At 44.1% G+C, this 14,238-nt stretch carries 12 protein-coding genes and 5 tRNA genes; 3 read left to right on the top strand and 14 right to left on the bottom strand.

What is annotated here, in order from left to right:
• Positions 1 to 392 precede the first annotated feature (392 nt).
• Positions 393 to 1,610, top strand: a complete 1,218-nt coding sequence (locus FE810_RS15380) for a site-specific integrase (protein WP_138321263.1) — start codon at positions 393 to 395, stop codon at positions 1,608 to 1,610.
• 143 nt (positions 1,611 to 1,753) lie between these two features.
• Here the strand turns inward: FE810_RS15380 and FE810_RS15375 are convergent.
• The 13 genes from FE810_RS15375 to ybgC all read right to left on the bottom strand — a co-directional run bounded on the left by FE810_RS15375 (position 1,754) and on the right by ybgC (position 10,019).
• Positions 1,754 to 1,841 (bottom strand) — tRNA-Ser (locus tag FE810_RS15375).
• Positions 1,842 to 2,203: 362 nt separating this feature from the next.
• Entirely contained in the window at positions 2,204 to 3,247 is a 1,044-nt protein-coding gene (nadA, locus tag FE810_RS15370; RefSeq protein ID WP_138321262.1) for a quinolinate synthase NadA, read from the bottom strand.
• Positions 3,248 to 4,021: 774 nt separating this feature from the next.
• Positions 4,022 to 4,097 (bottom strand) — tRNA-Lys (locus FE810_RS15365).
• Between the two features lie 87 nt (positions 4,098 to 4,184).
• Positions 4,185 to 4,260: transfer RNA gene (locus FE810_RS15360), tRNA-Lys, on the bottom strand.
• A 57-nt stretch (positions 4,261 to 4,317) separates the two neighbouring features.
• Positions 4,318 to 4,393, bottom strand: a tRNA-Lys gene (locus FE810_RS15355).
• Between the two features lie 39 nt (positions 4,394 to 4,432).
• Positions 4,433 to 4,508 (bottom strand) — tRNA-Lys (locus tag FE810_RS15350).
• 176 nt (positions 4,509 to 4,684) lie between these two features.
• Entirely contained in the window at positions 4,685 to 5,464 is a 780-nt protein-coding gene (gene ybgF, locus FE810_RS15345) for a tol-pal system protein YbgF (protein ID WP_138321260.1), read from the bottom strand.
• A 23-nt stretch (positions 5,465 to 5,487) separates the two neighbouring features.
• A complete protein-coding gene (gene pal, locus FE810_RS15340; protein WP_138321258.1) occupies positions 5,488 to 6,036 on the bottom strand; it encodes a peptidoglycan-associated lipoprotein Pal in 549 nt (182 codons plus the stop codon).
• Positions 6,037 to 6,081: 45 nt separating this feature from the next.
• Positions 6,082 to 7,434, bottom strand: a complete 1,353-nt coding sequence (tolB, locus tag FE810_RS15335; RefSeq protein ID WP_138321256.1) for a Tol-Pal system beta propeller repeat protein TolB — start codon at positions 7,432 to 7,434, stop codon at positions 6,082 to 6,084.
• A gap of 61 nt (positions 7,435 to 7,495) precedes the next feature.
• The gene (gene tolA, locus FE810_RS15330; protein ID WP_246037078.1) at positions 7,496 to 8,488 is read right to left on the bottom strand and encodes a cell envelope integrity protein TolA; all 993 of its coding nucleotides are present in this window, start codon (positions 8,486 to 8,488) and stop codon (positions 7,496 to 7,498) included.
• A gap of 3 nt (positions 8,489 to 8,491) precedes the next feature.
• Entirely contained in the window at positions 8,492 to 8,917 is a 426-nt protein-coding gene (tolR, locus tag FE810_RS15325) for a protein TolR (protein ID WP_138321253.1), read from the bottom strand.
• Positions 8,918 to 8,923: 6 nt separating this feature from the next.
• Positions 8,924 to 9,604 carry a protein TolQ gene (gene tolQ, locus FE810_RS15320; protein ID WP_138321251.1) on the bottom strand — a complete coding sequence of 227 codons (681 nt, stop codon included), beginning with the start codon at positions 9,602 to 9,604 and terminating at the stop codon, positions 8,924 to 8,926.
• Positions 9,594 to 10,019, bottom strand: coding sequence for a tol-pal system-associated acyl-CoA thioesterase (gene ybgC, locus FE810_RS15315; protein WP_138321250.1), 426 nt, complete (start codon positions 10,017 to 10,019; stop codon positions 9,594 to 9,596). The genes tolQ and ybgC overlap by 11 nt, the downstream gene beginning before the upstream one ends.
• Positions 10,020 to 10,815: 796 nt before the next feature.
• Here ybgC and FE810_RS15310 point away from each other — a divergent pair.
• Positions 10,816 to 12,252, top strand: coding sequence for an arylsulfatase (locus FE810_RS15310; RefSeq protein ID WP_138321248.1), 1,437 nt, complete (start codon positions 10,816 to 10,818; stop codon positions 12,250 to 12,252).
• Between the two features lie 154 nt (positions 12,253 to 12,406).
• On the opposite strand, the gene FE810_RS15305 is transcribed toward FE810_RS15310, so the two are convergent.
• The gene (locus tag FE810_RS15305) at positions 12,407 to 13,633 is read right to left on the bottom strand and encodes an NADH:flavin oxidoreductase/NADH oxidase family protein (RefSeq protein ID WP_138321246.1); all 1,227 of its coding nucleotides are present in this window, start codon (positions 13,631 to 13,633) and stop codon (positions 12,407 to 12,409) included.
• A gap of 234 nt (positions 13,634 to 13,867) precedes the next feature.
• On the opposite strand from FE810_RS15305, the gene FE810_RS15300 reads away from it, so the two are divergent.
• Positions 13,868 to 14,230: a hypothetical protein gene (locus FE810_RS15300; RefSeq protein WP_138321244.1), complete on the top strand. Its 363-nt coding sequence runs from the start codon at positions 13,868 to 13,870 to the stop codon at positions 14,228 to 14,230.
• Positions 14,231 to 14,238 lie beyond the last annotated feature (8 nt).

Below are 14,238 nucleotides of genomic sequence, written 5' to 3'. Positions count from 1 at the left end.
TGTTTAAATGAACAGTATCAGACTATCACGACTATATCTCAATTGGCAAACCTAAAAATAAGTGACCCCTAGTTACCTGTTGCAAGTGTTTAACTCCCGATAACATCAACCAATATATTGGATGAAATTTCAACCGAAAACAGTGAGTTCATTCGGATTAGATTTTTTAATAACCACTGTGGCTTAGGAAAATTCATTCAAATACTAATCTAAAGTTTAACCATACTTAGGAGAGAATTTATGAACATGGTAACGGTCAATCGTTATTGCGAATTGTCAGGAGAAACCTTGGCCGCAGTCAATAATCGCATCGCTCGCGGTATATGGCGAAAGGGTGTGCACTATACCGTAGTAGCAAGACGTAGACGCATTAACGTGCGGGAGGTAGAAAAATGGGCCGGTCAGCAAGCAGTATAAAAACTGATTTCCCAGGTGTAACTGTCAGAGCGCATAAGCGCTCTTCGACCATTAACCTTAGCTTTACTTACCAAGGCATCAGTTGTCGTGAGCCACTGCCAGGTTTAAACCCGGAAAGCGCAACCGACTTAAAAGCCGCGAGTCATTTACTGGGCGAAATCAAACACCAGATCAGCATTGGTCAGTTTCATTATGTTGACTACTTCCCAAATGGCGCTCAGCGAGAAAAGTTTGGCTATGGCAGTTCATACCAGACCTTGGGCGATTCGCTTCAACGCATGTTGAACATTGCGCAAAAAGAAGGTAAATCCAACTCATCGCTAACCAGTTACCAAGTGTGTGCCAGGCGCCTTGCGCCTCTACAACACGTTCGTTTGACTCACTTAGAGCCAGCCTCGATCCAGGCATTTTTCTTAAGTTTAGTGGAGAGAAACCTTGCAGCAAAAACGTTAAGCATGACGTTATCGGTTCTTCGAATCGCGCTCGACCAAGCCGTGATAGATAAAGCCATTACGGTTAACCCCTTGTCAGGATTGAAATTATCTACGCTTGTTAAGAACCATGCGCATCGATTAAAGAAATCGGTGGGTGCGAAAGCTGACATTAAGCCGTTTTCGAAGCGAGAAATGCAGGCGATTGTTGCCCATTGTACGCGCCCGCAGTTCAAACACTTAGTGATCCTTGGTTTTTTTACGGGCATGAGATTGGAAGAGTTGATTGCGCTTCGGTGGCAAGATGTGGATCTAGTTGAAGGGGTTGTGCATGTTCGTCAAGCACGCTGCTTAGGACAAACCAAAGTCCCGAAAACGCCAGCAGGTGTTCGCACCATCGCCTTGCCAAATCAAGCGATAGAAGCCTTAAACGAGCAACGCCAATACACTAAGCTGCAAAACGATTTGGTGTTCTTAAATCCGCGTACCAATCGTCCCTGGGATTCGAGACATGGTTCTATTCGCCGGCATTGGACCATCGTCCTTAAAAACGCCAACGTGCCCTATCGCTACCCTTATCAGATGCGCCACACGTTCGCCTCGAACATGATTTTTGCTGGCGCGGATCATCTCTTTATTGCCCGTCAGCTTGGCCATAATGACTTGCATAGCTTGTATAAAACCTATGGCCGTCAAATTGATGAATACCATCAAACCCAAAACCGTCCGGTGAATGCTTTTTTAGATACGATTAATATTTAGAATTTTTTGAAATCTGTGCCTTGAAAAAGGCCGCGGAGGAATTGCGGACAAACGCCAGATATAAATGTGATATATTTCAGATACTTACAAATTAGACCTTTTACTTTAAAATCCTCGCAAGCTATTGATTTTAAAGGGAAAAATGGCGGTGACGGAGAGATTCGAACTCTCGATACGTTGCCGTATACACACTTTCCAGGCGTGCTCCTTCAGCCACTCGGACACGTCACCTTAAATCGAATTGTAGAAGAATTTGATAATCGTGTTTCTTTTCACGTTTGGTGATTTGGCTGAGCACGCCAAGTGTGTTAATACCCCTTGGCAGCCACTCGGACACGTCACCTAAATTTTGTACCCAGACATGGTATATCTGAATGTGCGCGTATGTTAGGGAATATTTTGCAAGGACGCAAGTAGAAATCGGAAAACTTAAGTTTGATTGCTGTTTTTTTAGGCTGCCATCAAACGTAAAGGTTGCAGATATCAGATCGTAACCTTGGTTACTCACACAGTTTAGGAAAAGCCGCTCTATCTGCCATCTGAATTCTACACACTGCCGTCTAATCCCTTTGCCCGAAGAAAAAGGGATTATGTTATCGATTTTTCAATTGTGCCGAGAAATCTAGCATACGGTTTAATGACTTTAATGCACCATCGCGCAAATCCATATCCACATCAACTTCACGGCCTGTGCCATCGACTAATGCATCATGGATAGCTTTTAGGCCATTCATTGCCATCCAGGGGCAATGTGCACAGCTTTTACAGGTAGCGCCCTCGCCTGCGGTCGGTGCTTCGAAGAACTCTTTGTCTGGGCAAAGCTGCTGCATCTTATAGAAAATGCCACGGTCGGTGGCGACGATGAATTTTTGATTGTCCATCTCCTGAGCGGCTTTGATCAATTGACTGGTTGAACCGACGGAGTCGGCTAAATCGATAACGGATGCTGGAGACTCAGGATGCACCAATACAGCGGCATCCGGATGCAATGCCTTCATATCGGCCAGTGCTTTGGTTTTAAACTCATCATGGACGATACAAGCACCGTCCCACATAATCATATCAGCACCGGTTTGTTTCTCGATGTATGCGCCAAGGTGCTTATCAGGCCCCCAGAGTATCTTTTCACCCTGCTCGTCCAGATGCTCAACGATTTCCAGTGCACAGGATGATGTTACAATCCAATCCGCTCGGGCTTTTACTTCTGTGGATGTATTGGCATAAACCACCACGGTACGATCCGGGTGTTGGTCACAAAAGGCGTTAAATTCTTTGATAGGACAACCTAAGTCCAGAGAACAAGTTGCTTCCAGTGTCGGCATCAGTACGGTTTTTTCTGGCGTTAAAACCTTGGCGGTTTCGCCCATAAATTTCACACCAGCGACGATTAGCGTTTCAGCAGAATGTTGATTACCAAAGCGCGCCATTTCAAGAGAATCGGCAACACAGCCCCCGGTTTCTTCGGCTAGCGCCTGAATTTCAGGATCGGTGTAGTAATGGGCAACCAGGACCGCATTCTTTTCCTTTAATAACTGTTTGATTTTGACTTTGTATTCGCTTTTTTCAGCATCCGAAAGCTTTGCCGGCTTGGCTGGAAAGGTGTATTCAAAATCAACGGCTAAGGTGGTTTCTAACATTCGTAAACAACTCGTGGTTATGATACCCATTCGATTAACGGTGCACTCGTTGAGTCGCTTTGGTTAATGGAATTGGGTTTGAACAAAAACTGCGGAATATTATAAAGGAATCACCTGCAAATGCCTATAGCTCGAAAATCCGAATTAAATGTAATCTAAGATTACTCAAGGTACACAATCGAAGATTGTTCCGGGTACGTGGCAAACGACGCCACTTCGAGTACGCGATAAACCACATCGCTTCGGGTAGCGGGTAAAAGCGGCTCTTAACTCGAAGGGCGTTTAATAAGGTACACAATCAAAGATTGTTTCGGGTACGTAGCAAACGACGCCACTGCGGGTATGCGATAAACAATATCGCTGCGGGTAGCGGGTAAAAGCGGCTCTTATACCAATCACATTAAGTTTGTGCACAACTCAGAGTTAGGGCAGAGGTTCAGTTACAACATAGATTTTATTGATATAGTCATTCTATATTAATGAAATATAGGGTCGTAAATGGGCCTTTGGTAAACTCCCTACGGGTGAGTTTTAAAGGCGTTTATCCTGCGTCACTGATTTTGACAATGGAGCAACCATTCTCTGCAATCAAAGCCTTACCTAAAAGCCTTTAAATTCTCACTGAGTGAGCAATAATTTAATGTGATTGGTATTAACTCGAAGGGCGTTTTCTGCCCGTACTCTGAGTCAAAATTTATTTTGACGTACTCGGAGTGACATTTATGTCACGTACGTTAAAAATTGACAGTAAGGAGAGTTTTTAGCCTAGGAAAGTGGTGGGTCGTGAAGGATTTGAACCTTCGACAAATTGGTTAAAAGCCAACTGCTCTACCAACTGAGCTAACGACCCTAAAGATGAATCAATTTTGCTATGCAATAAACGCAGCAGCATTATAAACGTAGTGCATAAAACAAGTTTTGGGAAACTTGAAGAAAGTGGTGGGTCGTGAAGGATTTGAACCTTCGACAAATTGGTTAAAAGCCAACTGCTCTACCAACTGAGCTAACGACCCTAAAGATGTGTTAATCACTAAACATAGTGGAAAAACGGAATTTTATAAACTTGAAAGTGGTGGGTCGTGAAGGATTTGAACCTTCGACAAATTGGTTAAAAGCCAACTGCTCTACCAACTGAGCTAACGACCCTTATCAAGTTTTTTTCAAATTGTACTTCTGAGGAAGAAGTGGTGGGTCGTGAAGGATTTGAACCTTCGACAAATTGGTTAAAAGCCAACTGCTCTACCAACTGAGCTAACGACCCACATTTGCTGCTTAAGGCCTTGTGCCTCAACGCGGGGCATATGATACTCATATTAATTTTTAGTGCAACAACAAATTCGTTTTTTTTCGATAATTCAGTTTGTTTGCACAAAAAGCCATCAGATAGAGCATCTTATCGACCAAAGCGGCCGATAAGAAAGGTTTCAGACACGTTTTTTACAGATTGTTCAGACGTGTTTTTGCCAGTTGTGCCGCTGAAGAATTTGCATACTCGCTAACCACACGGTTGTACATTTGACGAGCTTTACTCAGGTTATCTTGTTTTTGCGCCACCATGCCTGCTTTTAACATGGCATCACTGCGCTTATTTGAACCTTCGTGATTATCAATTACGATATTAAACTCGGCTTCTGCTTCTTGTAACTGACCTTTATTAAACAATAACTGCCCTAACCAATAATGGGCATTGGCCGCATAGCTTGAGTTAGGATATTTGCGGGTAAAGGCTTTAAATTCCTGAATCGCCTGATCATATTTTTTTTCTTTAAGTACCAGATTAACGGCACGATCATAGGATTCATTTTCGGATAAATCCGCAGAATAATTTACGCCTGTTGCCGGGCCAGAATTCGCTCCGGAAGACACAGATTTTGACGGCGCACTTTTCATCGACGCAACTCTGTCCAGCTCTTGGTACAGTTCACGTTGACGTTGGAGAATTTGGTTAATGGTATACGCCTGTTCTTCGGTTGAACCACGCAATTCGCTCACTTCCGTTTGCAACTCATCAATTTGCAATTGCATATCGTTTAACGCACGGTTGCGGGTTTGTATCGCACGTTTCAAGGCTTCAACATCATCAGAAGAGCTTGAACTTGCCGAAGACTGGCTGGTTTGAGGTTGGTTAATATCCAGGACTGGAGCGGGTTGAGCAGCCAGTGCCACAGGGGCACCGGCTATAACCGCTAAACCTAAAATAAGTTTATACGATTTCATTTAACGTCCTTAAAAAAACGTTATTAGTAAACTAGAACCGCACGACGGTTTTCAGCAAATGCTGATTCAGTGCGAGAGTTTACTGCTGGTTTTTCTTCACCGTAGCTTACGGTTTCGATTTGAGAAGATGAAACACCGGCGTTTTCAAGGTACTTTTGTACGGCTTGTGCACGACGCTCACCTAGAGCAATGTTGTACTCTGGAGTACCACGCTCATCGGCGTGACCTTCGATTACAACTTTGGCGTTCGTGTTGTTTGCAAGGAATGCAGCGTGTGCATCCAACGTTGCAGTCACAGAAGCGCTAAGCTTTGAAGTATCGAAGTCGAAGTAAATGGTATTATCAGCAAGAAGTTTTTGCTTTTCTTCTTCTTTTACCGCTTCAAGACGAGCCGCTTCTGCTGCTGCCGCTGCTGCTGCCGCTTCACGATCAGCTTGAGCTTCAGCTTGTGCTTGAGCTTGTGCTTGACGTGCTGCTTCTTCTTCATCAACAGTAGAAGTTGAACTACAAGCTGCTAGAGCCATCAATGGCAAAGCAACTGCCATACCTTTTACTACTTTATTAAAGCGCATTTTTTTTCCTTAATAATTTTATAATAATGAGTTAACTATTTTTTGTTATAAAAATGGTGACCATGCTGGCGATTTAACCTGTCCGTTTAACGCTGGTAAACGGGCTTTAAATCGACCATCTACGGAAACCAAGCCCAATACCTGACGGTTATGATGCAAAGTACTATAGATTATCATGCCACCATTGGGGGCAATACTGGGCGACTCATCCAATCGGGTTTGAGTTAAAACCTGAAAATTGTTTGAGCCTAATTCTTGCTTCGCAAGATGGTATTGTCCTTGTGTACGGTTAACCATGACCAATTGACGTCCGTCTGGTGTTATTGAACCTCCAAGGTTCATTTCACCGTCAAATGTTAGCCTTCTCACTTTACCATCGTTCAAATTTACTCGATATAGCTGCGGTTTACCACCCCGTTCTGAGGTAAAAATCAGAGATTTACCGTCCGGTGTCCAATTTGGCTCAGTATCTATGGCTCTGTGGCGAGTAATTCGACGAATTTTTTTCGTCGCAAGCGCCATTACATACACTTCCGGATTTCCATCTTTGGATAAAACCATCGCCATATTTTTGCCATCAGGAGACCAACGCGGCGCACCATTGATGCCTTTAAAGCTACTTAGTACTTCACGTTTCGCCGTATATATATCCTGGACATAAATCTGTGCCTGGCGATCTTCGAATGTCACATAGGCTAATTTACGGCCATCAGGCGACCAGGTCGGAGACATTAACGGTTCGCGCGAACTTAACAAAACCTGCTCATTGTAACCATCATAATCGGCCATGACTAGCTGATAAGGACGATCGCCGCTATCGCGAACAATGATATACGCAATGCGAGTTTGAAACGCACCACGAACGCCGGTTAGCTTTTCATAAACGCTATCGGAAATCTGATGGGCTTTCGGGCGAAATAAGCTTGATGAAATATATTGGGTCGGCTTGGAATTGATCAGAATATGCTCATCGGATTGGACCAAACGACCATTTTGCAACATACGACGATCGGAGCCGGCCAGCTGTCCACGAATCACATCGACAAGCTGGAATGACACCAGAAACTGATCAACACCAGCTTCTTCAATACTACCCATTACCACGGCTTCAACACCGATATCGGCCCAGGCCTGGTAATCGATATCATCAATAGTGGCTGGCATTTGCGGCATCGTCACCTGGCTAATCGGGTTAAATTTACCGCTGCGCAGTAAATCATCACTGACGACCTTAGTGATGTTTTCCGGTAATGGTGTTGATCCGGTATATTTAAAAGGTAAAACGGCAATGGGTCGGGCACTGTCGACACCACCGGTGATAACAATATCCAGTTCCGCTGAGGCCTTGCTTAGCCCCAAAAAGAAAAAGATTAAAATGAACAGATTCTTTTTAAACATAATACTTCTTATTTTCCAATGTAATGCCGGTTATTTTTCATTGAAATTGACAACAGGTCAATTAAAACTCTGGGGTATACTTCAAATTGATCTCAGACATCTGCTTAAATACATCCGGATCTTGAGAAACTGGTAAGGTGCCCGCTTTATTCACAGCTTTTACCGCTTCTTGGCAAACAATCTGATCGCCTTTGATCGGCGTCACGCTGATCACAAACCCAGATGGTGCCAATTTCACTTTCAAATCACAGGATTTCCCCTTCATGGTATTTTCATCCATGATAAAGTTTCGCTGTATGGTTTGAGTGATCAAGGCCACATATTTTTGCACTTCGGTTAATACTTGTTGGTTACGGGCTTGCTGACGCGCACTCATTTCTTCCATCATTTGTTGTTCTAACAAACGTTCCTGTTCAGCGCGTTCTGCCGCTTCTTTTTTACGACGTCGATCTTCCGCTTCGCGCTGCTTACGCGCTTCTTCGGCTTTCTTTGCCGCCGCTTCCTCTTTTTGTCGCTTAGCTTTGGCATCTGCTGCGGCTTTTTCCGCTTGCTTACGCTCTTGCTCTTTTTTACGGCGATTCTTTTCTTCCGCGTCGGCTTTCGCCTTCGACTTTTTCGCCGCGTCATCGGCTTTGCGTTTTTCCACTTCTTTGCGTTTACGCTCTTGCTCTAAACGCTTAATGCGATCTGCTTCCTGCTGACGCTTTTTCTGGGCATCCGCAGCACGTCGTTCGAGTTCTTTTATGCGCTTGTCTTCACGGGCTTTCGCGGCTGCTTTTTGTTGTTCAAGTTTTTCTACCTGCTTTTGCAATTTACTTTGATCAACAACTACCGCATCGATAACCGGCATATTGTTTTTAGGCATCGCTACCGGTTTCGGGGTAGAGTCCGCGTTAAACAGCAACGCTGCGCCAAGCCCAAGGTGCAATATCAAGGCGACAGACAGGGCAATAGAATAGGTTTGCTTCGGTGTTTTCCCATCCGGCAAAAACGTGAAGATCCCCATAAAGAAATTAACGATACTGGCAATCAGTTTTTTCAGTACTGCAAACATGGGTTATTCGTTCTCCACCGCATCCGTCATTAAACCAACGGACGGAACACCGGACTTTTGTAGCAGTACCATCAACTGAATAATGGAGTTGTATGGCACATTACCATCACCATTCACTACAACGGGTGTATCGGGTTCTACCTTAAGGTGAGCGGCAACTAACGTCGCTAACTCATCGGGTTCTAACGGTTCGGTTTTACTGTCTCCGACATTAAGGTAAAAATTACCGTGGATATCCACACTGGCAACCAGCGGGGTTTTGGAATCCTGATCGATTGGCTCGGCGTCAGCCTGAGGCAAATCCACTTTGACGCCTTGAGTGATTAATGGGGCTGTGACCATAAAAATGATCAGTAGCACCAGCATCACGTCTATGTATGGCACAACGTTTATTTCGGCAACGCGTTTTCGTTTGGCTCTAACGTACATATGGACTTAGCTCCTAGGTGTCATCGCCTGACGTTGCAAGATGCTGGAAAATTCTTCCATAAAGTTGCCGTAGCTGTTTTCGATTTTTTCCACACTATGGGAGAAACGGTTAAACGCCATTACCGCAGGAATCGCGGCAAACAGTCCCATTGCCGTTGCAATCAAGGCTTCGGCAATACCTGGTGCTACCATGGCAAGGGTTGCCTGTTGCACAGAACCTAGTGCGATAAACGAGTTCATAATTCCCCAAACCGTACCGAACAGACCGATATATGGGCTGATTGAACCAACTGTTGCCAGGAATGACAGATGGGTTTCAAGACCATCAACTTCACGGGATAAAGCCACACGCATCGCTCGATGAGTACCATCAACGACCGCTTGCGGGCTAGAATCCGGTGATTTTCGAATCCGGGCAAACTCTTTAAAACCTGCCATAAATAAACTTTCAATACCGGTGACATTGCCGCGAGCACTGATTTCTTTGTATAAGCGGGATAAGTCAGTACCTGACCAGAACTTATCTTCAAATTGTTCCGCTTGCACTTTCGCCTTATTCAAAGCTTTTGAGCGTTGAATAATCATGGTCCAAGATGCGATAGAAAAGCCTAATAGGCAAAGCATCACGGATTTTACCAGGACACTGGCCTGTAAAAATAAATCGATAAAGGATAATTCAGAGTGCACTGGTTAAAGCTCCTAATATTTGCTCGGGAATAGCGCAAGGTTTGGCGCGTTGAAGATTCACGCTGGCGACAAGGACATTCAGTTGGCACAACAAGGTTCCGTCCTGATTTTTTATCACCTGCTCAAACGTCAAGCTGGCTTTCTTTAATTGTTTTATCGTTGTGGAAATGGTTAACCGATCATCGAGCTTGGCTGATGCTTTGTTGTCCATCTCAACTCGTCTGACTACAAAACCCAGGTTTTGTTCAAGAAAAATAGATTGGGAAATTCCAAGAGAGCGGAGCCATTCGGTTCTGGCGCGCTCTGCAAACTTTAGATAATTGGCATAATAAACGATACCACCAGCATCAGTGTCTTCATAATAGACTCTGAGTTGATAGTCGAAGCTGCCTTGCGTGGATTTTTGTTCACTCATTCGCGCGTTTATTATTAGTCCCAGTTGAGTTAACTTATATTAAGCCATTACAAAGGCCACACTCAAGGGATTAAAGGCGGTATTTAAGAGTTTTTTTTTAGCCTTTTGCCACAGCCGTAAATTTTCTATTGCGTAGTTTTTTAATCCTTTGCGTTAAATGATCCTCTGGGATTGACAAAGAGCGTCATTTAAATTTATTCCAATTACTTTTTTTTAGCCTTGTTTATCAACAAAGTTACATTTAATTACAGTTCGCAAGTCACGTTTATACTGATTGTAAACAGTTCTAAAGGAAAACCTAAAAACACCAAAGCACCATTAGAAAAACTAATGCGAAAAAATAAATTTTCTAGTTTGCTGAAACCCACCCACTTCCCTAGAATACGCACCATCTTATGAACATCCTTTATTTGGAATACATGTTCCTGGATTTATTTAACTTCCTTCTATCAACTATTTGTTGGCCCGCTCCTCAGCGGGCTTTTTTTTTGCCTACAGGGAAGTAGGTATGTCGTTAATGTCGGGAACGTATTAACGACGCCTACACCCAAGTAGGTATCCTGCGTACTAGGAAGACCTGATGCATGGATATCATATGAGTAGGTATGTCGTTAATGTCGGGAACATATTCGTCCCTTTCATGCGGATTTATCTAACACGGACTTAGAATTACCATCCTAAACGACGCCTTCAGGCGTTAACCAGTTTTTGTGTCGCATGCCCGTTACAATTCGCTGATGAATAATGATTGTTTTCTATACTTTAACTTTGTTACGTAAAACCTTTAGAGTTACCAATGAAACCAATCAACATACTCCTTGCTTTGCTGCTGCAATTTCTCCTGCTATCTCCTTTAGCTCTTGCTAAGGATAAACCCAACATAGTGTTAATTTTTATGGATAACTTTGGTTGGGGTGAACCAGGGTTTAACGGCGGTGGTATCATTCGCGGCGCAGAAACTCCACGATTAGACCAACTTGCCAACGAAGGATTACGCCTAACGAACTTTAACGTCGAAGTTCAATGCACACCTTCTCGCTCAGCGCTAATGACAGGTCGTTATGCCATTCGTAGTGGCAACGGCACAATTCCTTTAGGAGAAGGAGTGTATGGCTTAGTGCAATGGGAGGTGACCATGGCAGAAATGTTGTCAAAGGCCGGTTACGCTACCGGTATGTTTGGCAAATGGCACTTAGGAAGAACAAAAGGTAGATTCCCGACAGATCAGGGGTTTGATGAGTGGTATGGAGTACCTAACTCCACCGATGAGTCCGTCTATACTTCGACGCCTGGGTTTAAAGCGTCTGGATTACCAGAAACCTATGTAATGCACGGTAAAAAAGGCGAACAACCGAAAAAAATCCGGCCCTATCGTCTCGATTATCGGCCGCTCATTGATCGTGATTTAACCGATCGTGCGATGGATTTTATGGCGCAGCAAGTAAAAAGCGATAAGCCGTTTTTTGTGTACCTTCCATACACGGCAACCCACTTCCCGACCATGCCTCATCCAGATTATGTCGGAAAATCCGGCAATGGCATATGGGCTGACTTATTAATGCAGATTGATGGTTACACGGGTGAAATTATTGACCAGCTAGACAAGCTTGGTGTAAGTGACAATACCATCCTTATCTTTACTGCTGATAATGGCCCTGAGGCATTAAACGTTGGCGAAACAAACCTTACAGTTGAGACCGCCGTCCACGGTTCATCCGGTCCATGGCGTGGCAGCCTGTTTACGGGATTTGAAGGCGCATTAAGAGTGCCATTTGCGATCCGTTGGCCAGATAAAATTCAAGCTGGAAAGTCGAGCGATGAAATCGTTCATGCCATGGATTTATTTCCAACACTTGCCGGTATCGCCGGGGGTGATGTGCCCAAAGACAGAGTGATTGATGGGAAAAACATGAGTGAGTTTTTCCTAGGAAAACAAGAAACGTCGGGCCGCGATGGTTTTGTTGTATACATGGGGAACGATATATTTGGGGTAAAATGGCGCAATTGGAAGGTTCATTTTAAAGAGCAGGACACATGGGATAACGTGTTAAGAAGCTACACAATGCCCAGAGTTTACAACCTGTTAAGCGACCCATACGAGAAAGATAATGTATTATTTCCAAACACTTGGGTATTAAAAGCTGCGCTACCTCAGCTCGAAGAGCATGTTGCGTCTTTAAAACAACACCCACCGATCCCGATGGGAGCTGCTGATCCCTATGAACCTGAATAATGTAAAGTTCCGGCTACCGAAGTTTGAGCCGTCAAGTATTATCCACAACAGCGCTTTGTTGGTTATTGGCGTTAACACCCTGCACCAATAACCCAATACTTCAAAAGCAACTAACTCTTGAAGCAATTAGCGCCTGATACGTTGATGGTTGGTACTAATCAACAAAGTTTCGACGATAGCGTTTGTTCAAACGCGCCAGTTTCATCTGATCCAGTACCAAACTGACCATCGGATGAATGGGTCGTGTTATTTTGTTATGGCCATGGCGACTTAAATGGCGTCGTATGGTTGCCATGGTTGCCAACGCCCGTAAGGTTTTATCCTTTACCGTGACTTTTGGCAGTTTAGGCTTAAATTCTGTTCTCGATTGCCACCACAAGGGTAAATCTGGTTGCACAGCCAACGCGCTAGCCATACCAATCAAATCGATTTTGCTCGCCAATACTTTCGATGCTGTACTGTAATTACTGATACCACCGGTGACCATTAAAGGCATCTTGGCGATTCTTTGTAATTTTTGCGCAAAGGTTAAAAAATACGCTTCTCGGGCCAGCGTATATTCATCGGCTGCCCTACCCTGCATGGCGGGTGCTTCATAATTGCCACCGGAGATTTCAACAAAATCCACTTGCTGATCGTTAAGCATCGCGATCACCTTTTCGGCATCTTCTAAGGAGAAACCGCCTCGTTGGAAATCCGCAGAATTCAACTTAACCGCAACGATAAAATCATCTGTTACGCTTGCACGAATTTTTTGCACAATGGCGAGTAATAAGCGGGCACGATTTTCAATCGAGCCTCCCCAATGATCCTGGCGCTGATTCGTTTTTGGCGACAAAAACTGACTCAACAAATAGCCATGGGCCGAATGAATTTGTATACCATTAAAGCCGGCTTTTTGGGCTTGCAGGCTGGTTGCAGCAAAGCGGGTGATAACGTCTTCGATATCCGCGTCCGTCATTGCTTGCGGTTGCGCAAACATCTTCGAGTGCTTACCCATATCCAATGCCACAGCAGATGGCGCGAACACCTTCCCGCCCTGACGTTTGAACACTTGACGTCCCGGGTGGTTAATTTGCATTATCAGCTTACACTCGCTTTTATCGACCACTGAGCTCCATTCGCGAAATGCATCTAACGTAGAATCGGCTTCCAAAGCGATACCCGCAGGCCCTGTCATCGCTAACTTATCCACCATCACATTACCGGTGATCATGACACCTACACCACCACGCACCCATTGCCGATATAAATTAATCAGTGCGCTAGAAGGTGCTAGATTGGCATCGCCTAAATTTTCTTCCATGGCAGCCTTTACCAAGCGATTTTTAATCACCTGGCCATTGGCTAATTTCAGTGGTGTAAAAGGGCTTAATAACATATGGCGTCGCGGTATTTTTATTGAAATAAATTGTGGCTGGATTTTTACCGGATCTGACGGCTAAACACAATCGCTGGTTACAAATTAATGCACTTTTTCAAACAACCGAATATTCGCGTAAAAATACTTTTAATTCAAATAGTTGAAAAACATCAAACAATCCCCACCTAAATATCTATACCAACAATTTGATGTAATACAAAAGCTTAACGTTTTACCGCTATAAGGAACAAAATGACAATGGAATGGCAGTCATTAACCAAAACACAAAAATTTCTGATCACGCTTGCGCTGATGGCAGTCCTGCCGTTTGCACCGGAGCTTTTGCTCATTGCCGATATCGCCGGCATTGAAATATTATTTTCCTGCGTAGTCATTTACTATCGCCCTTTGATTCTAAAGGTTTGTGCTTTATATGATTACGCCAAAGAATCCGCCGATATAATCCTCGCTTGCGTGCGCAAAAGTGCCATCAAACGTCCGAGCGTTTATTTCCCACAAGCTTGTTTTTGTTCCCTGACATTGGTGTTTTTAGGGGCCGGGTCTTTCGCATTGGTCTTTCTGATGCCTGGTTTTTTATTGCCGGGTTATGTTTGACGACATGT

This window comes from Thalassotalea litorea (assembly GCF_005843925.1).
Lineage (GTDB): Bacteria > Pseudomonadota > Gammaproteobacteria > Enterobacterales > Alteromonadaceae > Thalassotalea_A > Thalassotalea_A litorea_A.
The sequence above is the reverse complement of the archived record's forward strand: the minus strand, read 5'-3'. Positions and strand labels throughout refer to the sequence as shown.

Excerpts from the sequence above, each read along its gene's own strand:
- FE810_RS15380 (WP_138321263.1), top strand. The coding sequence starts at position 393 with ATGGGCCGGTCAGCAAGCAGTATAAAAACTGATTTCCCAGGTGTAACT.
- nadA (WP_138321262.1), bottom strand. The coding sequence starts at position 3,247 with ATGTTAGAAACCACCTTAGCCGTTGATTTTGAATACACCTTTCCAGCC.
- ybgF (WP_138321260.1), bottom strand. The coding sequence starts at position 5,464 with ATGAAATCGTATAAACTTATTTTAGGTTTAGCGGTTATAGCCGGTGCC.
- pal (WP_138321258.1), bottom strand. The coding sequence starts at position 6,036 with ATGCGCTTTAATAAAGTAGTAAAAGGTATGGCAGTTGCTTTGCCATTG.
- tolB (WP_138321256.1), bottom strand. The coding sequence starts at position 7,434 with ATGTTTAAAAAGAATCTGTTCATTTTAATCTTTTTCTTTTTGGGGCTA.
- tolA (WP_246037078.1), bottom strand. The coding sequence starts at position 8,488 with ATGTTTGCAGTACTGAAAAAACTGATTGCCAGTATCGTTAATTTCTTT.
- tolR (WP_138321253.1), bottom strand. The coding sequence starts at position 8,917 with ATGTACGTTAGAGCCAAACGAAAACGCGTTGCCGAAATAAACGTTGTG.
- ybgC (WP_138321250.1), bottom strand. The coding sequence starts at position 10,019 with ATGAGTGAACAAAAATCCACGCAAGGCAGCTTCGACTATCAACTCAGA.
- FE810_RS15310 (WP_138321248.1), top strand. The coding sequence starts at position 10,816 with ATGAAACCAATCAACATACTCCTTGCTTTGCTGCTGCAATTTCTCCTG.
- FE810_RS15305 (WP_138321246.1), bottom strand. The coding sequence starts at position 13,633 with ATGTTATTAAGCCCTTTTACACCACTGAAATTAGCCAATGGCCAGGTG.
- FE810_RS15300 (WP_138321244.1), top strand. The coding sequence starts at position 13,868 with ATGACAATGGAATGGCAGTCATTAACCAAAACACAAAAATTTCTGATC.